Annotated in this window: 16 protein-coding genes, 1 tRNA gene and 1 pseudogene; 12 read left to right on the top strand and 6 right to left on the bottom strand. The window is 53.9% G+C overall.

All coding sequences use genetic code 11. From position 1 onward, the window contains the following. Positions 1-61 precede the first annotated feature (61 nt). The 3 genes and pseudogenes from HV107_RS27180 to HV107_RS02300 form a co-directional block, all read right to left on the bottom strand. Positions 62-178: pseudogene (locus HV107_RS27180) on the bottom strand (integrase arm-type DNA-binding domain-containing protein); the annotation flags it as partial. A 76-nt stretch (positions 179-254) separates the two neighbouring features. Next, positions 255-329 (bottom strand) — tRNA-Arg (locus tag HV107_RS02305). 75 nt (positions 330-404) lie between these two features. Next, complete coding sequence (locus tag HV107_RS02300) at positions 405-1334, bottom strand: formate/nitrite transporter family protein (protein WP_182061914.1); 930 nt, start codon at positions 1332-1334, stop codon at positions 405-407. Between the two features lie 314 nt (positions 1335-1648). On the opposite strand from HV107_RS02300, the gene mlaA reads away from it, so the two are divergent. Then, complete coding sequence (gene mlaA, locus HV107_RS02295) at positions 1649-2401, top strand: phospholipid-binding lipoprotein MlaA (RefSeq protein ID WP_182061913.1); 753 nt, start codon at positions 1649-1651, stop codon at positions 2399-2401. Positions 2402-2445: 44 nt separating this feature from the next. Here the strand turns inward: mlaA and fadL are convergent, their stop codons facing one another. Further along, entirely contained in the window at positions 2446-3792 is a 1347-nt protein-coding gene (gene fadL / locus HV107_RS02290) for a long-chain fatty acid transporter FadL (RefSeq protein WP_182061912.1), read from the bottom strand. 371 nt (positions 3793-4163) lie between these two features. On the opposite strand from fadL, the gene HV107_RS02285 reads away from it, so the two are divergent. The 4 genes from HV107_RS02285 to sixA all read left to right on the top strand — a co-directional run bounded on the left by HV107_RS02285 (position 4164) and on the right by sixA (position 8806). Continuing rightward, entirely contained in the window at positions 4164-4448 is a 285-nt protein-coding gene (locus HV107_RS02285) for a YfcZ/YiiS family protein (RefSeq protein WP_182061911.1), read from the top strand. Between the two features lie 205 nt (positions 4449-4653). Further along, positions 4654-5964, top strand: coding sequence for an acetyl-CoA C-acyltransferase FadI (fadI, locus tag HV107_RS02280; protein WP_182061910.1), 1311 nt, complete (start codon positions 4654-4656; stop codon positions 5962-5964). Continuing rightward, the gene (gene fadJ, locus HV107_RS02275; RefSeq protein WP_182061909.1) at positions 5964-8111 is read left to right on the top strand and encodes a fatty acid oxidation complex subunit alpha FadJ; all 2148 of its coding nucleotides are present in this window, start codon (positions 5964-5966) and stop codon (positions 8109-8111) included. Before fadI ends, fadJ begins: the two co-directional genes overlap by 1 nt. A 209-nt stretch (positions 8112-8320) precedes the next feature. Then, the gene (gene sixA, locus HV107_RS02270) at positions 8321-8806 is read left to right on the top strand and encodes a phosphohistidine phosphatase SixA (protein WP_182061908.1); all 486 of its coding nucleotides are present in this window, start codon (positions 8321-8323) and stop codon (positions 8804-8806) included. Between the two features lie 37 nt (positions 8807-8843). On the opposite strand, the gene smrB is transcribed toward sixA, so the two are convergent. Further along, the gene (smrB, locus tag HV107_RS02265; RefSeq protein ID WP_182061907.1) at positions 8844-9395 is read right to left on the bottom strand and encodes an endonuclease SmrB; all 552 of its coding nucleotides are present in this window, start codon (positions 9393-9395) and stop codon (positions 8844-8846) included. A 145-nt stretch (positions 9396-9540) separates the two neighbouring features. Here smrB and prmB point away from each other — a divergent pair, with 145 nt between their 5' ends. From prmB to HV107_RS02235, 6 genes are read left to right on the top strand one after another with little or no spacing between them, the layout of a single operon-like run. Further along, entirely contained in the window at positions 9541-10473 is a 933-nt protein-coding gene (prmB, locus tag HV107_RS02260) for a 50S ribosomal protein L3 N(5)-glutamine methyltransferase (protein ID WP_182061906.1), read from the top strand. A 60-nt stretch (positions 10474-10533) separates the two neighbouring features. Beyond that, positions 10534-11619 carry a chorismate synthase gene (gene aroC, locus HV107_RS02255; RefSeq protein WP_182061905.1) on the top strand — a complete coding sequence of 362 codons (1086 nt, stop codon included), beginning with the start codon at positions 10534-10536 and terminating at the stop codon, positions 11617-11619. 2 nt (positions 11620-11621) lie between these two features. Then, positions 11622-12446 carry a penicillin-insensitive murein endopeptidase gene (gene mepA, locus HV107_RS02250; protein WP_182061904.1) on the top strand — a complete coding sequence of 275 codons (825 nt, stop codon included), beginning with the start codon at positions 11622-11624 and terminating at the stop codon, positions 12444-12446. After that, positions 12446-13255, top strand: coding sequence for a sulfite exporter TauE/SafE family protein (locus HV107_RS02245; RefSeq protein WP_182061903.1), 810 nt, complete (start codon positions 12446-12448; stop codon positions 13253-13255). The genes mepA and HV107_RS02245 overlap by 1 nt, the downstream gene beginning before the upstream one ends. Continuing rightward, positions 13255-13800, top strand: coding sequence for an elongation factor P hydroxylase (locus tag HV107_RS02240; protein ID WP_182061902.1), 546 nt, complete (start codon positions 13255-13257; stop codon positions 13798-13800). Before HV107_RS02245 ends, HV107_RS02240 begins: the two co-directional genes overlap by 1 nt. A 13-nt stretch (positions 13801-13813) precedes the next feature. Continuing rightward, positions 13814-14089 carry a YfcL family protein gene (locus HV107_RS02235; protein WP_014071149.1) on the top strand — a complete coding sequence of 92 codons (276 nt, stop codon included), beginning with the start codon at positions 13814-13816 and terminating at the stop codon, positions 14087-14089. Positions 14090-14134: 45 nt separating this feature from the next. Here the strand turns inward: HV107_RS02235 and mnmC are convergent, their stop codons facing one another. Next, a complete protein-coding gene (gene mnmC, locus HV107_RS02230; RefSeq protein ID WP_182061901.1) occupies positions 14135-16135 on the bottom strand; it encodes a bifunctional tRNA (5-methylaminomethyl-2-thiouridine)(34)-methyltransferase MnmD/FAD-dependent 5-carboxymethylaminomethyl-2-thiouridine(34) oxidoreductase MnmC in 2001 nt (666 codons plus the stop codon). A gap of 158 nt (positions 16136-16293) precedes the next feature. On the opposite strand from mnmC, the gene fabB reads away from it, so the two are divergent. After that, positions 16294-17511, top strand: a complete 1218-nt coding sequence (gene fabB / locus HV107_RS02225) for a beta-ketoacyl-ACP synthase I (RefSeq protein WP_182061900.1) — start codon at positions 16294-16296, stop codon at positions 17509-17511. Positions 17512-17538: the final 27 nt, after the last annotated feature.

Here is a 17538-nt window from a genome sequence, read left to right as displayed (position 1 = left end):
AGCGTTTATCCTAAAGGGTTTAAAATTGAAGCTGTCAAACAGGTTGTTGCCCGTGGGTATTCTGTTTCCCGGCAAATCGATACTTCATTCGCCAGGACTTTGAATCATTGGTATTAACCATGAGATAGAGCCTTCAACCTTCAGCGAGCTTCTGGGCTTTGTCTCTGGGCGTTGAAATGAGTAGACATCAATTGACGTCGCATAGGCAGAGTGGAGGGTTTATCGCGAGGCAGACTTCAGGAAAGCTGTTTATATGGTGTCCCCTGCAGGAATCGAACCTGCAACTAGCCCTTAGGAGGGGCTCGTTATATCCATTTAACTAAGGGGACGAAGCGGCACGAGTATAGCCTTATTTACACTTTGCGTTAAGCTCATCGCCGCCTGACTGCTCAAAGAGTCGCCATTCAGTCCATTTTTTTTGCCGATTTTTCATTATCTTCCCGAGCCTTAAGCTCGGCTTTGCGCTTGTTGGACATGTCATTGCGAATTTGCGCGTGGCTCAGCAGGGCAAAAATAAACGTCCCGCCGCAGATATTGCCTGCCAGCGTCGGGAGGGCGAAAGGCCATAAAAAATGGCTCCAGTGCAGCGTGCCACTAAAGACCAGATAAAGAACTTCGACGCTGCCCACCACAATGTGCGTGGTGTCTGCGAGTGCGATAAGCCAGGTCATCAGGATAATCACCACAATTTTCGCACTGCCCGCAGAGGGAAACATCCAGACCATCGTCGCGATAATCCAGCCGGAGATAATCGCGTTAGCAAACATCTCAGCAGGGGTGTTTTTCATCACATCCATACCGATTTTCACAAACGCGTCCCGGGTGGCTTCATCAAAAATTGGCATGTACTCAAAGGCCCAGGCCGCGACGCCCGTGCCGATAAGATTTCCGAGTAACACCACGCTCCACAAGCGCATCAGCAGGATGGCATTCCCGGAGGTAGGGCTATGCATCACCGGGAGCACAGCCGTAACGGTGTTCTCCGTAAACAGTTGCTGGCGGGCCATAATGACGATAACAAAGCCGAAGGTATACCCGAGGTTTTCCAGTAAAAACCCGCCGGGCACATCCACCAGATGGACATGAAAAATCCCCTTCGCCAGCAGCGATGCGCCCATCGATAAACCTGCGGCAATGGCTGACCACAGCAGGGCCATGGCATCCCGCTCGAGCTCTTTTTCCCCGTCCTGGCGAATATGCTCGTGGATTGCCATCGCCCGGGAAGGCAGACGGTCTTCATCGACTTCTATCTTCTCTCCCCGACGTTTTTCCTCGCTGTCGACTTCATGGTCGCCATTCTGCTCACCGATTTTTTCTTCGCCAATTTCTTTCATAGCCGCTCCGGATAAGGGTCTTTATGTTAAGGGTAGCGATTTTTTATGGTTTACCCGTGGGGATGCTCTTAAAATCCAGACAATGGCAACAAAGGTGATACATCTCTTTCAAAGCCAATATAAAATTGCCAGCGAAACGAAATCAAAAAGCCAGGCTATGCTGAGATCAGAGTGACGGTGATTACTGCCCGTAATTGTGTGCGTGGACATCGGTAAGCGTGCTGTTACAATCACTTGCACGTTTACAGACGGGGCGTCAGACGCTCCGTTACGGATGGCAATCAACGATAGCCATACTGAACAGGGAGATATTTATGAAACTTCGGCTGTCGGCGCTTGCGCTGGGCACTACGTTGCTCGTGGGCTGTGCAAGCTCGGGCGAGCAAACTGGGCGCTCTGATCCTTTAGAAGGGTTTAACCGCACCATGTACAACTTCAACTACAACGTGCTGGATCCCTATGTGGTCCGTCCGGTGGCGGTTGCGTGGCGCGATTATGTTCCACAGCCTGCACGTAACGGGTTGAGCAACTTCACCAGTAACCTGGAAGAGCCTGCGGTGATGGTGAACTACTTCCTGCAAGGCGATCCTTACCAGGGCATGGTGCACTTCACCCGCTTCTTCCTGAACACCCTGTTGGGTATGGGCGGCTTTATTGATGTTGCAGGTATGGCGAACCAGAAACTGCAACGTGAACAACCACACCGTTTTGGTAGTACCCTGGGCAGTTACGGCGTGGGTTATGGTCCGTATATGCAGTTGCCATTCTACGGCAGCTTTACTGTCCGTGATGATGGCGGCGATATGGTCGATACGCTGTATCCGGTGCTGTCGTGGCTGACGTGGCCACTATCAATTGGGAAATGGACGGTTGAAGGTATTGAAACTCGTGCCCAGTTGCTGGATTCCGACGGTCTGCTGCGCCAGTCTTCCGATCCGTACATCATGGTTCGTGAAGCGTACTTCCAGAATCACGACTTTATTGCTAATGGCGGCAAGCTGAAGCCGGAAGAGAATCCAAACGCGAAGGCAATCGAAAACGAATTAAAAGATATCGATTCGCAGTAAATAAAAAAGGTGAGCAATGCTCACCTTTTTTGATCTCTGTGCGATTAGAACTTGTAGTTGAAGTTCGTACCGAACAGCCAGGCTTTGCCTTCTGAGTGGAAGGTATAAGCCGCCGCGCCTTCACCTTCGGTGAAGTTCACTTTCTGGCCGTGCATATAAGATGCGCCAACGTCGATTGAGGCGTCATCGTTAAATGCGTAAGTCGCACCGGCGCTCAGCCACAGACGGTCCTGATCCGGGATGGAGATAGAACGCTTGTCGGCCGGAACCGGGCTATCATCAAATGCGATACCGGTACGGAAAGTCCAGTTCTTATCGTAGTAATAGGTTGTACCCAGTGCGATGCGATACGCATCTTTGAAGCTTTCATCTTTATAGAACAGTGTCTGGCCGTTATCACCGGTGGCTTTCAGTTCCTGGAACTGGCTCCAGCTGGTGTAAGTCAGGCTATAGTGGATAGCCCACTGTGGTGCTACACGGTTATAACCGGAGATTTCCCACATTTCTGGCAGATGCAACGACAAAGAACCGTTCTCGGTTCGCCCGCCGGTACCAGCAGGAAGGCCAGTCATACCCATATTACCCAGAATGGTGCTCAGGTTCGGGTTGATGGAGCTTTTGTAGTCGCCGTCGAAGTCGATTTTCACTTCAGAACGGTAGGTCAGACCCCAGCGGTTGTTTTTATCCAGTTCATACAGGATACCCGCGTTCCAGCCGAAGCCCCATTCGTCACCTTTCAGGTGCGCGATCTGGTCGTCCGGGGAGCTGATCCCATCCAGATAAGAAGGGGGAACCTTGCCATTGAGCTGCCCTGCCAGAAGTGGGCCCAGAGAGCCGGCATAACGCTCGATCTTCGCTTTTGCATAAACGGCGTCAACGCCTAAGCCGAAGCTCCAGTTACTATCCAGGCGATAGGCACCGCTCAGGTTCAGGTTAACGGTTTGCAGGTCGGTTTTACCGCCATAAATACCGGCACCGTAGTTTTCACCAAATTCAGTTGCCAGACCATAGTTTGAGGTCACGGATGCACCCCAACCAAACTGCTCGTTGATTGGCATAACATAGTGCATGTTAGGAACCCACGCGCTTGGCGCGATGTTGTCCTGGTTAGCACTTTGGCCGGTTAAGGCTGAATTACCGGTGACGTTAACATCAGGATCGATATAAACCGCACCGATAGAGAAGGCAGGACGATCAAACATCGTGATAAGCGCAGGGTTACGACTCACGTTACCTGCATCATCAGCTATTGCACCTTCCCCGGAGTACGCGCGGCCAAGGCCAGAGGAAGAAAATTCGTTAAGCTGAAAGCCCGCTGACCAGGCGGACGTTGAGACGATTGCCACTGCAACTGCTAACGCAGTCTTTTTGAACAGGGTTTTCTGGCTCATGACCATAACCTCATTGAGTTATTTTTATTCAAAAATTGTTACATACCGTAACAGGAGCGCGAAGTGTAGGGTCTGTGTTAAAACATACAAATCAGACCAGTGGCGTGAGTATAGGTCTGACCAGATGTAATGTTGCAAGTTTGTTTATTAAGTTTTTCCAATATGTTTCTTGAAACGAGATCTGCTTGGCAAAAATGTGACCATCGCATCTCATCCGAAAGGGTGATTTTTGTTTTAGATCATTTTTAAGCGTGATATTGGTCACTTATCCCATTTTGCGCCATTAACGGCTGGAGCACCTGGTCATCGGGGCGTAAAATATCGGCAACGTGTTTATCTCGCGCCCGGCGCGAATACAGAGGAAAGCTACTATGAGTAAATGCAGTGCTGATGAAACCCCGGTTTGCTGCTGTATGGATGTTGGTACCATCATGGACAACACCGATTGCACCGCGTCCTACAGCCGTGTGTTCGCTAACCGTGCCGACGCTGACGAAACCCTGGCAGCGCTGACTAAGCGTGCGCGTGATGTTGAGTCCGAACCGTGCGACATCAAATCGACCTTCAAAGAGGTTGAAGGCGGCGTGCAGCTGGATATCGATTTTGTATTCGCCTGTGAAGCAGAAACCCTGATCTTCCAGTTGGGTCTGCGCTAATCTCTGCGGTCTGATGCGTCCTCCCACAAGAGAGGGCGTAATAACTCGCACCATGCCTCTGCTTTGCAGGGGCATTTTCTTTTTCCTCTCTGTGTTTTAGCTCGCACTTTTTCGTTTCCCCGATTGGCTGAATGTAAAAAAATGGTTAAGACTGTTATCAGGTCAGACCACTTTGCGTTGAGCATGAATTTTACAGGGGAGTGTTATGAGTCAGGCATTACCGCTTATCACCCGACAAGGTGACCGCATCGCCATTGTCAGCGGGTTGCGCACGCCGTTTGCGCGTCAGGCAACGGCGTTTCACGGCATCCCGGCGGTCGATCTGGGAAAAATGGTGGTGGGAGAGATGCTGGCTCGCAGCGAAATACCACCTGAGGTCATTGAACAGCTGGTTTTCGGCCAGGTCGTGCAAATGCCGGAAGCGCCCAACATTGCGCGTGAAATTGTCCTGGGTACAGGCATGAACGTGCATACCGATGCTTATAGCGTCAGCCGCGCGTGTGCCACCAGTTTTCAGGCGGTTGCCAACGTGGCGGAAAGCCTGATGGCCGGTACAATCCGCGCGGGAATTGCCGGCGGTGCCGACTCCTCTTCCGTACTGCCAATCGGGGTTAGTAAAAAGCTGGCCCGCATTCTGGTGGACGTCAATAAAGCCCGTACCACCGGGCAGCGACTCAAACTCTTCTCACGCCTGCGTTTACGCGACCTGATGCCTGTACCGCCCGCCGTGGCAGAGTATTCGACCGGTCTGCGCATGGGCGATACCGCCGAGCAGATGGCGAAAACCTATGGCATCACGCGTGAACAGCAGGATGCGTTGGCACACCGTTCGCACCAGCTCGCCGCAAAAGCCTGGTCTGAAGGCAAACTGGCCGACGAGGTGATGACCGCCTATGTTCCCCCTTACCGTGAACCGCTTGTGGAAGATAACAATATTCGTGGCACGTCGACGCTGGCGGATTATGCAAAACTACGCCCGGCATTTGATCGCAAACATGGCACTGTTACCGCCGCCAACAGTACGCCACTGACGGACGGCTCCGCCGCCGTGATCCTGATGACCGAATCCCGCGCCAGAGAGCTGGGCATAAAACCGCTGGGCTATCTGCGCAGCTACGCGTTTACGGCTATTGATGTCTGGCAGGACATGCTCTTAGGCCCAGCCTGGTCTACGCCACTGGCACTGGAACGCGCCGGGTTAACGCTGGCTGATTTGACGCTCATTGATATGCACGAAGCCTTTGCCGCACAAACACTGGCAAACGTGCAGCTTCTGGCAAGCGACAGATTCGCACGCGAAGTTCTGGGGCGGGCAAACGCCACCGGTGAAGTGGACGAAAGCAAATTTAACGTATTGGGTGGCTCTATCGCTTACGGCCATCCTTTCGCGGCCACGGGCGCGCGAATGATAACCCAAACATTACATGAACTGCGTCGCCGCGGCGGCGGATTTGGGCTGGTCACCGCCTGTGCGGCGGGTGGGCTGGGTGCGGCAATGGTTGTGGAGGCTGAATAATGGACATGACATCGGCATTTACGCTGAATGTTCGCCCCGATAACGTCGCTGTTGTCACTATTGATGTCCCTGGCGAAAAGATGAATACACTGAAGGCCGAGTTTGGTGTTCAGGTGCGGGCGATGTTAAAGCAGATCCGCGAAAATAAAGACCTTCGTGGGCTGGTCTTTATTTCGGCCAAATCAGATAACTTTATTGCCGGGGCGGATATCAACATGATCGCCCGTGCAAAAAGCGCTCAGGAGGCGGAAGACCTGGCGCGGCAGGGGCAGCAGGTGATGGCTGAGATCCACGCGTTGCCTGTTCCGGTGATTGCGGCTATTCACGGAGCGTGTCTCGGTGGCGGGCTGGAACTTGCCCTGGCCTGTCACAGCCGGATATGTACCGACGATGCGAAAACCGTTTTAGGCTTACCCGAAGTACAACTTGGACTGCTACCAGGATCGGGTGGCACGCAGCGTTTACCGCGACTGGTTGGCGTCAGTACGGCGCTGGAGATGATCTTAACCGGCAAACAACTTCGTGCGCGTCAGGCGCTGAGGACGGGTCTGGTGGATGAGGTTGTGCCGCATTCGATATTGCTGGAAGCCGCAGTTGAGCGGGCGTTGAAAGGGCGCCAGGCCAAACGGCATCTGCCGGTACGCGAGCGTATCCTGGCGGGGCCACTTGGACGCGCGCTGCTTTTCAGTATGGTCGGTAAAAAAACAGAGCAAAAAGCGAAGGGCAATTACCCGGCAACCACACGCATTCTGGAGGTGATTGAAACCGGTCTGGCGCACGGCAGCAGCAGTGGATATGCCGCTGAGGCAAAGGCCTTTGGTGAACTGGCTATGACGCCGCAGTCTCAGTCGTTGCGTAGCATCTTCTTTGCCAGCACCGATGTTAAAAAAGATCCGGGCAGTGACGCAGAACCTGCATCTTTGCGCGCTGTGGGAATACTGGGTGGCGGGCTGATGGGCGGCGGTATTGCCTTTGTGACCGCCAGCAAGGGCAAATTGCCCGTGCGTATTAAAGACATCAATCCGAAAGGGATTAATCATGCGCTGCAATACAGCTGGCAGTTGCTTGATCAAAAGGTCAAACGGCGCCATATAAAGGCAAGTGAGCGAGACAAAACGCTGGCGCTGGTTTCGGGTGCGACTGACTATAGCGGTTTTGCCCATCGTGACCTTGTTATTGAAGCGGTATTTGAAGATTTAGCGCTGAAGCAAAAGATGGTGGCGGATGTCGAGCAGCATTGCGCACCCCATACCATCTTTGCCTCTAACACCTCATCGTTACCGATTGGCGATATTGCGATGCACGCGGCGCGTCCTGAACAGGTGATTGGCCTGCATTTCTTTAGCCCGGTCGAAAAAATGCCGCTGGTGGAAGTCATTCCACACGCCACGACCAGCCCGCAGACCATCGCAACCGTAGTGAAGCTTGCCAAAATGCAGGGCAAGACCCCGGTTGTGGTGGCCGATAAAGCCGGTTTTTACGTTAACCGTATTCTTGCGCCTTATATAAATGAGGCGATGCGGCTACTGACGGAAGGGGAGAAGATCGAACATGTAGACGAGGCACTGGTGAAGTTTGGTTTCCCGGTTGGCCCAATCCAACTTTTGGATGAGGTAGGAATAGATACCGGCACTAAAATTATACCAGTGCTGGAGGCCGCATATGGAGATCGTTTTAGCCCGCCTGCAAACATTGTTTCAGCAATATTGAAGGACGATCGCAAAGGCAGAAAAAATGAACGCGGTTTCTATCTTTACGTGCAGAAAGGGCGTAAAAGCAAGAAACAGGTCGACCCTTCGGTTTATGGGCTTATTTCAGCAACCGGGCAGGGAAAACTGTCGGCGGTTCAGTGTGCTGAACGCTGTGTGATGATGATGCTTAACGAAGCAGCGCGCTGCTTTGGCGAGCAGGTAATCAAAAGCGCACGCGATGGTGACATAGGTGCTGTTTTTGGTATCGGTTTCCCGCCGTTCCTTGGCGGCCCGTTCCGTTACATGGATACACTGGGAGCGGGTGAAGTGGTTGCCACTCTGCAACGTCTTGCCACGCAATTTGGTCCGCGGTTTACGCCCTGTGACGAATTATTGCAAATGGCGGAACGCGGCCAAACTTTTTGGTCTGCAAGGGAAACTGGCCTCGTAAGTTGAGGTCAAAGAAGGGTAAATCCTGAGTTGAGCGAACCTGTTTTGGCGAATTTGTAAACAAAGATTGACTATACTTACGCCATTGAGGTAAAAAACAGCGTTTCATTCACCGAATGGATCAGGCACAATGCCCGGCCACCAGGTTTTCTACCTCTATGGCATCATCCCAGGTAGTCAGCGCTGGTGATTCTGGTTAACAAAAGCGGTGCAATATGCAAGTTTTTATCATGCGTCACGGCGACGCGGCACTCGATGCCGCCAGTGACTCAGTACGTCCTTTGACCCTTTGTGGCTGCGACGAATCCCGTCAAATGGCTACCTGGCTTGAAGGTCAAAAAGTGGACATCGAACGTGTTCTGGTGAGTCCGTTCCTGCGTGCAGAACAGACCCTTGAAGTGGTGGGTGAGTGTATGATCCTGCCTTCCGACGTCGATGTTCTCCCAGAACTCACGCCGTGCGGCGATGTTGGCCTTGTGAGCGCGTATCTTCAGGCGCTGTGCAATGAGGGAGTCTCCTCTGCACTGGTCATTTCCCACCTGCCACTGGTTGGCTATCTGGTATCTGAACTGTGCCCGGGCGAAACGCCACCGATGTTTACGACTTCTGCCATTGCTAACGTCACACTCGACGAAACGGGCAAAGGGGTCTTTAACTGGCAAATGAGTCCGTGCAATCTGAAGATGGCGAAAGCTATTTGACCTGACTTGCATTCTGGCGGGGCCACCCGCCAGTCTGTCAGGGCAGTTCTGGTGGCTGCCACTCTTCCACTTCAATCAACACCAGTAATGCGGCATCTCCGCCGTACTCTTTTGGTGCCTGATGAAATGCCATCACGTGCGGGTGTTGGGCAAGCCATAACGGCGTTTGCTGCTTCAGGATATGTTTACCGTGGCCGTGCATCACGCAGGCACAAAAAACGTGTTCCCGACGGCACGCGGCAATTAATGCCCCCAGCTCTTGTTTCGCCTGCATCTGGGTTAACCCGTGCAGATCGAGAAACAGTTCCGGCGAATAATCTCCCCGACGTAATTTTTTCAGCTCAAAGTGGCTGACGTCTTCACGTACATACTTCACTGCGCCCTGGGTATTGAGCAGCGGCTGGAATTCATCCGAAAAATAGTGGCTGTTATCAGCCTGTTCCTGCAATAAACGTTTAACCGGTACTTCAGTGATTTTCTTACGAATCGGGCGTTGGACAATGGTGTCCTGCTTGATTTGACGCGTTCCGGTCATGAGCTGACGGAAGAGCGACTGATCCTCCTGGCTGAGCGTTGTTTTCTTTTTCATTAGCCTGTCTCATCTCTTATTTCCAATAGTGTACCTGACTAAACGCATTTTTTAACCTCAAGCAGTAAGCGTCATTGCTGATTTATCGCCGTCTTCATGGCAAACTAGCCGCCGAAAATTATGCGAGCGTGCCCTGGAGGAAAGAGTGGATAAAATATTTGTCGATGAAGCAGTAAACGAGCTGCATACCATACAGGACATGTTGCGCTGGTCGGTTAGCCGCTTCAGCGCCGCGAATATCTGGTACGGTCATGGTACCGATAACCCGTGGGATGAGGCTGTTCAGCTGGTGCTGCCGTCACTCTATCTGCCGCTGGATATCCCTGAAGACATGCGCAGTGCGCGCCTGACCTCCAGCGAAAAACATCGCATCGTTGAGCGCGTGATCCGTCGCGTTAACGAACGTATTCCTGTTGCCTATCTGACCAACAAAGCCTGGTTCTGTGGCCACGAATTCTATGTTGATGAACGTGTTCTGGTACCGCGCTCGCCGATCGGTGAGCTGATCAACAACCACTTCGATGGCCTGATTAATCACCAGCCGCAGCATATTCTGGACATGTGTACCGGCAGCGGTTGTATCGCTATTGCCTGTGCTTATGCCTTCCCGGAAGCGGAAGTGGATGCCGTGGATATCTCCACCGATGCGCTGGCCGTGACTGAACACAACATTGAAGAGCATGGGCTTATCCATCACGTTACGCCGATCCGCTCTGATCTGTTCCGCGATCTGCCTGTGCTCCAGTACGATCTGATCGTGACTAACCCGCCGTATGTAGATGCGGAAGACATGTCCGATCTGCCAAATGAGTATCGCCACGAGCCGGAGCTGGGGCTGGCATCAGGCTCTGATGGCCTGAAACTGACGCGTCGTATTCTGGCCTGCGCGCCGGATTATCTGACCGACGATGGCGTTCTGATTTGTGAAGTCGGCAACAGCATGGTACATCTGATAGAGCAGTACCCGGATGTGCCGTTCACCTGGCTCGAGTTCGACAACGGCGGTGATGGCGTCTTTATGTTGACCAAAGCGCAGCTTCTCGACGCGCGTGAACACTTCAGCATTTACAAAGATTAATCCAGCGGGCTTCGGCCCGTTTCACAACGCTCAAACACAAATAACGACAGCGGAGCCGTGATGGCAGGAAACAGTATTGGACAATTATTCCGCGTGACCACCTTTGGTGAGTCGCACGGGCTGGCACTGGGTTGTATCGTTGATGGCGTCCCGCCAGGCATCGAGCTGACCGAAGCTGATTTACAGCACGACCTCGACCGTCGTCGCCCTGGCACCTCTCGCTACACCACGCAGCGTCGCGAGCCGGACCAGGTCAAAATTCTCTCTGGCGTGTTCGAAGGCCGTACCACCGGTACCAGCATTGGCTTGCTGATTGAAAACACCGATCAGCGTTCGCAGGACTACGGTGCCATCAAAGACGTCTTCCGTCCGGGTCATGCTGACTATACCTACGAGCAAAAATACGGTTTTCGTGATTATCGCGGTGGCGGTCGTTCTTCCGCGCGTGAAACTGCCATGCGTGTAGCCGCAGGCGCGATCGCGAAAAAATACCTGGCGCAAAAATTTGGCATCGTTATCCGCGGTTGTCTGACCCAGATGGGCGACATTCCGCTGGCGATTAAAGACTGGGACCAGGTTGAACAAAACCCGTTCTTCTGCGCCGATGCCGATAAGCTGGAGGCTTTGGACGAACTGATGCGTGGCCTGAAGAAAGAGGGCGACTCCATCGGTGCCAAAGTGACCGTTGTGGCAGATGGTGTTCCCGCAGGCTGGGGCGAGCCGGTCTTTGACCGTCTTGACGCTGATATTGCCCACGCGATGATGAGCATCAATGCGGTGAAAGGTGTTGAGATTGGCGACGGTTTTGGCGTGATTCAGCTTCGTGGTAGCCAGAACCGTGACGAAATTACCAAAGACGGTTTCCAGAGCAACCACGCGGGCGGTATTCTTGGCGGGATCAGCAGCGGGCAACAGATTGTCGCTAACATCGCACTGAAACCAACCTCCAGCATTACCGTACCGGGCCATACGATTAACCGCTCTGGTGAAGAAGTCGAGATGATCACGAAAGGCCGTCATGATCCGTGCGTGGGGATCCGCGCAGTGCCGATTGCTGAAGCGATGCTGGCGATTGTGCTGATGGATCACTTCCTGCGCCAGCGCGCGCAGAATGCGGATGTGACGACCACCATTCCACGCTGGTAAACATGAAAAAAACCGCAATTGCTCTGCTGGCGTTACTCGCCAGTGGAGCCAGTCTGGCTGCTACACCGTGGCAAAAAATCAGCCATCCGGTAGCGGGGAGTGCGCAGTCTATTGGTGCATTTTCGAACGGCTGTATCGTTGGTGCACAAGAGTTGCCGCTGCAATCAGACACCTATCAGGTGATGCGCACTGACCAGCGCCGCTATTTTGGTCACCCGGACCTGGTGCTGTTTATTCAGCGTCTGGGCAACCAGGTGCACAATCTGGGGCTGGGGACCATGCTCATCGGCGATATGGGAATGCCTGCCGGTGGGCGTTTCAACAGTGGACACGCCAGCCACCAGACCGGACTGGATGTCGATATCTTCTTGCAACTGCCGAAAGCGCGCTGGAGTTCCTCACAACTACTGAAACCGCAGGCGCTGGATCTGGTCGCGGGCGACGGTAAAAACGTTGTGCCCTCACTTTGGTCGCAGGATGTCTCCAGTATGATCAAGCTGGCGGCGAAAGATAACGACGTCACGCGGATTTTTGTGAACCCGGCCATTAAACAGCAGCTCTGCCAGGATGCCGGCACCGATCGCGACTGGCTGCGCAAAGTGCGCCCGTGGTTCCAGCATCGTGCGCATATGCACGTTCGTCTGCGTTGCCCGGCAAACAGTCTTGAATGCGAAGATCAGCCGTTACCGCCGCCAGGCGATGGCTGTGGCGCGGAACTGCAAAGCTGGTTTGAACCTGCAAAACCTGGAACCTCTAAGCCTGAGAAGAAGACACCGCCTCCGTTGCCGCCTTCCTGCCAGGCGCTACTGGATGAGCATGTACTCTAATGGATAATTTCGTCGATCTTTTTATGGTGTCACCCACGCTGCTGGTGGTGCTGTTTTTTGTCGCTATGTTAGCCGGATTTATTGATGCGCTGGCGGGTGGGGGCGGTTTGCTGACTGTTCCGGCCCTGCTGGCCGCTGGCATGAACCCTGCACAGGCCCTGGCAACCAATAAGCTTCAGGCTTGTGGCGGGTCTCTATCCGCATCGCTCTATTTTATCCGCCGTAAGGTGGTTAATCTTGCCGATCAGAAACTGAATATCCTGATGACCTTTATCGGCTCTACGTCTGGCGCACTGCTGGTTCAGCACGTGCAGTCCGACATTTTGCGTCAGATCCTGCCCATCCTGGTTATCTGTATTGGCCTGTACTTTTTACTGATGCCACGGCTTGGCGAAGAAGACAGACAGCGTCGCCTGCATGGTTTGCCGTTTGCACTGATCGCGGGTGGTTGCGTCGGTTTTTACGATGGCTTCTTTGGGCCAGGTGCAGGTTCATTTTATGCCTTAGCGTTTGTGACGCTGGCCGGGTTTAACCTCGCCAAATCGACTGCTCATGCCAAAGTACTCAATGCGACCTCCAACTTAGGCGGCTTGCTGTTGTTCATCATTGGTGGAAAAGTTATCTGGGCGACCGGGTTTGTGATGATGGCGGGGCAATTTTTGGGTGCGCGCGCAGGCTCGCGTCTGGTGTTAAGCAAAGGGCAGAAACTGATCCGTCCGATGATTGTTGTGGTGTCGGCGGTGATGAGTTCCAAGCTTCTTTATGATAGCCATGGACAGGAGATCCTCCACTGGTTGGGGATGAACTAATGGACAGTAAGCATAATTACGAACAGCTGATTGAGATCTTTGATGGCTGTTTTGCCGCTGATTTTAATACACGTCTGATTAAAGGCGACGACGAACCGATCTATCTTCCTGCTGATGCAGAGATCCCGTACAACCGAATTGTGTTTGCGCACGGCTTTTATGCCAGCGGGATGCATGAGATCTCTCACTGGTGTATTGCGGGAAAAGCGCGTCGTGAGCTGGTGGACTTCGGCTACTGGTACTGCCCGGACGGACGCGACGCCGCGACCCAGGGGCAGTTTGAAGACGTAGAAGTGAAACCGCAGGCGCTGGAATGGTTGCTGTGCGTAGCGGCAGGATTTCCGTTTAATGTCAGCTGTGACAACCTCGAAGGTGACTTCGAGCCGGACCGCATTGTCTTCCAGCGCCGTGTGCATGCGCAGGTGATGGAATATCTTGAAAAAGGGATCCCGGCACGTCCGGCGACTCTCATCAGGGCTTTACAGAATTATTACCACACGCCGGAGATGACGGCGGATTGCTTCCCGTGGCCGGAAGATCTTTAACTGAGGAAATAAGATGATCGCAGAATTTGAATCACGCATTCTGGCGTTAATTGATGACATGGTGGAACACGCCAGTGATGATGAGCTGTTCGCCAGCGGTTATCTGCGTGGTCACCTGACGCTGGCGGTTGCCGAGCTGGAAGCAGGGGACGATCACTCTGCTGAAGCCGTGCATCAGGAAGTGACTCGCAGCCTTGAGAAAGCCATTCAGGCGGGTGAACTCTCCCCGCGCGACCAGACGCTAGTGTTGGGTATGTGGGACACGTTGTTCCAGCAGGCCAAACGTTAAGTCGTGGATCCCCTCTCCCTGTGGGAGAGGGCACCAGACCGCACCTTACTTAACCATCTTTCCCTTCAGCAATTTTCTCACCCACAAGCGATTCGGATTGAGCCCCGCCAACGTAACCCCGTCCAGCGGAATTGGCTCGTCGCTCATCTGCGCGGCCAGCACTTCAGCCAGCAGCGGCGCAGAACACAATCCGCGGGATCCCAATCCGCCCAGCATAAACAGCTCCGGGTACACCGGAGCACTGACTGCGCTTTCCCTGTTTTCGGCGAGATCCCGATAAGCCTCAAGGGTTGCATCATAGTCCGGCACATTACCTGCCATTGGCAGATGATCGCGGGTGGCGCAGCGCACGCCGCAGCGCGCTTCTCCGGCGCTGATGTCCACCTCCTTCGCCCAGCCAGCCTGCGGGAAGCAGTCAATCAGGCGCTGACGATTTTGGTGCTGGTCTTCTTCGCTGTAGTGCATCTCCGTCGCGCCACGATGGTAGCTAGCACCGATGCAGTGATGCCCGTTAGACGGGTTTTGCGGTGTCAGATAGCCGTCATAGCACAGTACCTGGCGCAGTTTGCTCAGTTCAGGCGCTGCGGGAATATGGCTGACCTGACCGCCGACCGGATAGAGCGGCAGGTTTTTCGTCTGGCTAAACTGGTTGATGTGGTGCCCGTTCGCCAGCACCACGCTGGCATGTTGCGCGTGCTCACCCTGGGTAAAGTGCAGGGACCAATGCTCGTCGTCCCGGCTCAATGACGCAATCTCACGGGAGTAGTGCACCGTCAATCCGCGTGACTGGGCAAGGCTGATTGCCGCAGTGGTCAGTTCTGCCGGGCATAGCCAGCCGCCATGCGGATACTGAATGCCATCGCAGCCAGTTTCGAGGCCGGTGCTTTCCAGGACCTGTTGCGCCGTTACCGGGCGGGCTATCTCGGGTGGTAATTCCAGAGAGAGCATTTGCATGATTTTTTGCTGGCTCTTTTCATCCCATCCGAGTTGCGTGACGCCGCACCAGTCATGATCGAATGACACCGGCAGGTTGTCGTACAGGCGGCGGGCAAAGGTGAATGCCGCCGGGAAGAACTGGCTCAGCGCTGGATCGTGTGCGCTCAACAGCGGGTAGAGCGCGCCCTGACGATTACCCGATGCGCCTGTTGCCGGGGCGTCATCAGCGCAGTAAAGCGTCACTTTCCAGCCCCGATGCAAAAGCGCGAGAGAGAGCAGGGCGCTGGCAATGCCCCCGCCAATAATTGCGGTCTCGTGGGATGTGCTGGCGCAACGGGCAAACCAGGGGGCCTGAGCGTGTTGCTCCAGAGTTTGCTCCATCACGCCCGTCAGCATTTCACGTTTGCGGCCAAATCCTTTGGTTTTCTGCATGGTAAAGCCTGCTTCCTGTAACCCGCGGCGGACAAAACCTGCTGAGGTGAAGGTAGCAAGCGTTGCACCTGGGCGTGCCAGTCGCGCCATTGCCATAAACAGATGCTGGCTCCACATATCCGGGTTTTTGGCGGGAGCGAAACCATCCAGGAACCAGGCGTCCACTTTCTGATTATGTGTATCGTCGAGCTTATCGGTCAGGTCGTTGATGTCGCCAAGCCATAAATCCAGCGTCACGCGCCCGCCGTCAAGCCACAGGCGATGGCAGCCACCAACGGCCGGTGGCCACTGCGCCTGAAGCTGCCCGGCCCAGGGGGCAAGTTCTGGCCAGTGCTGATGCGCGAGCGCCAGATCGTGCGCGGTCAGCGGAAATTTTTCGAAACTGATGAAATGTAATCTTTGTAGCGTAGCCTCAGGATGCGTCGCGTGAAACTGGTTAAACGCCTGCCAGAGGGTGAGGAAATTAAGCCCGGTACCAAAACCACTTTCCGCTACCACAAACTGGCTGCGCGGATGCGAAGGGAAACGATCGGGAAGCTGGTTTCCGCCCAGGAAAACATACCGGGTTTCCTCGAGTCCATTATCATTAGAAAAATAGACATCATCAAAATCTCGGGAAACAGGTGTACCCTCAGCGTTGAATTCGAGGTTGGCGGGTTGTATGGCGTTTTGTTTCACGTAAGTTACTCGTCTGGCAGGCAGTGGCACGATCTTAACGATGTGAGCCCATCGGCGCAAATTTCCGCAGAAATTGGCTGATCGGACTTGTTCGGCGTACAAGTGTACGCTATTGTGCGACTCGAAACTTAATATAGTGCGACTTACAGAGGTATTGAATGAAACGTGCAGTGATTACTGGCCTGGGCATCGTTTCCAGCATCGGTAATAACCAGCAGGAAGTCCTGGCATCTCTGCGTGAAGGACGCTCCGGGATCACTTTCTCTGAAGAGTTTAAAGATTCGGGAATGCGTAGCCACGTATGGGGTAACGTCAAACTGGACACCACCGGTTTGATCGACCGTAAAGTGGTTCGTTTCATGAACGATGCCTCTATTTACGCCTATCTTTCTATGAAGGAAGCCATTGCTGACGCCGGTCTGAGCGAAGAAGTTTACCAGAACAACCCGCGTGTTGGTCTGATTGCAGGCTCCGGTGGTTCTTCTAAAGCCCAGGTATTTGGTGCTGACGCGATGCGTAGCCCGCGCGGCCTGAAAGCTGTGGGTCCTTACGTTGTGACCAAAGCGATGGGTTCAGCGGTTTCCGCGTGCCTGGCAACGCCGTTTAAAATCCACGGCGTTAACTACTCCATCAGCTCCGCTTGTGCGACTTCCGCGCACTGTATCGGTAATGCGGTTGAGCAGATCCAGTTGGGCAAACAGGACATCGTATTTGCTGGCGGCGGCGAAGAGCTGGGCTGGGAAATGGCCTGTGAGTTCGATGCGATGGGCGCACTGTCCACCAAATACAACGAAACGCCAGACAAAGCCTCCCGTACCTATGATGCGAACCGTGACGGCTTCGTTATCGCTGGCGGTGGCGGTATGGTTGTGGTTGAAGAGCTGGAACACGCTCTGGCTCGTGGTGCTCACATCTATGCTGAAATCGTGGGTTACGGCGCAACGTCTGACGGCGCTGACATGGTTGCACCATCTGGCGAAGGCGCAGTGCGCTGCATGAAGATGGCAATGCATGGCATTGATACCCCAATCGACTACCTGAACTCCCACGGTACTTCTACTCCGGTAGGCGACGTGAAAGAGCTGGGTGCGATCCGTGAAGTGTTTGGCGACAACGGTCCGGCAATCTCTGCAACTAAAGCGATGACCGGTCACTCTCTGGGTGCGGCTGGCGTGCAGGAAGCCATCTACTCTCTGCTGATGCTGGAAAACGGCTTTATCGCCCCAAGCATCAACGTGGAAGAGCTGGATGAGCAGGCTGCTGGCCTGAACATCGTAACCAAACCAACTGAAGCGACACTGACTACCGTAATGTCCAACAGCTTTGGTTTCGGTGGCACAAACGCCACCCTGGTTATGCGTAAGCTGAAAGCATAAGTTTTTGAATGTATAGTAGAAGGGAGC

Source organism: Enterobacter sp. RHBSTW-00175 (assembly GCF_013927005.1).
In the GTDB taxonomy this organism is placed as follows: Bacteria; Pseudomonadota; Gammaproteobacteria; order Enterobacterales; family Enterobacteriaceae; genus Enterobacter.
The sequence above is the reverse complement of the archived record's forward strand: the minus strand, read 5'-3'. Positions and strand labels throughout refer to the sequence as shown.

Coding starts and splice junctions, on each gene's coding strand:
- HV107_RS02300 (WP_182061914.1), bottom strand. CDS start 1,334: ATGAAAGAAATTGGCGAAGAAAAAATCGGTGAGCAGAATGGCGACCAT.
- mlaA (WP_182061913.1), top strand. CDS start 1,649: ATGAAACTTCGGCTGTCGGCGCTTGCGCTGGGCACTACGTTGCTCGTG.
- fadL (WP_182061912.1), bottom strand. CDS start 3,792: ATGAGCCAGAAAACCCTGTTCAAAAAGACTGCGTTAGCAGTTGCAGTG.
- HV107_RS02285 (WP_182061911.1), top strand. CDS start 4,164: ATGAGTAAATGCAGTGCTGATGAAACCCCGGTTTGCTGCTGTATGGAT.
- fadI (WP_182061910.1), top strand. CDS start 4,654: ATGAGTCAGGCATTACCGCTTATCACCCGACAAGGTGACCGCATCGCC.
- fadJ (WP_182061909.1), top strand. CDS start 5,964: ATGGACATGACATCGGCATTTACGCTGAATGTTCGCCCCGATAACGTC.
- sixA (WP_182061908.1), top strand. CDS start 8,321: ATGCAAGTTTTTATCATGCGTCACGGCGACGCGGCACTCGATGCCGCC.
- smrB (WP_182061907.1), bottom strand. CDS start 9,395: ATGAAAAAGAAAACAACGCTCAGCCAGGAGGATCAGTCGCTCTTCCGT.
- aroC (WP_182061905.1), top strand. CDS start 10,534: ATGGCAGGAAACAGTATTGGACAATTATTCCGCGTGACCACCTTTGGT.
- mepA (WP_182061904.1), top strand. CDS start 11,622: ATGAAAAAAACCGCAATTGCTCTGCTGGCGTTACTCGCCAGTGGAGCC.
- HV107_RS02245 (WP_182061903.1), top strand. CDS start 12,446: ATGGATAATTTCGTCGATCTTTTTATGGTGTCACCCACGCTGCTGGTG.
- HV107_RS02240 (WP_182061902.1), top strand. CDS start 13,255: ATGGACAGTAAGCATAATTACGAACAGCTGATTGAGATCTTTGATGGC.
- HV107_RS02235 (WP_014071149.1), top strand. CDS start 13,814: ATGATCGCAGAATTTGAATCACGCATTCTGGCGTTAATTGATGACATG.
- fabB (WP_182061900.1), top strand. CDS start 16,294: ATGAAACGTGCAGTGATTACTGGCCTGGGCATCGTTTCCAGCATCGGT.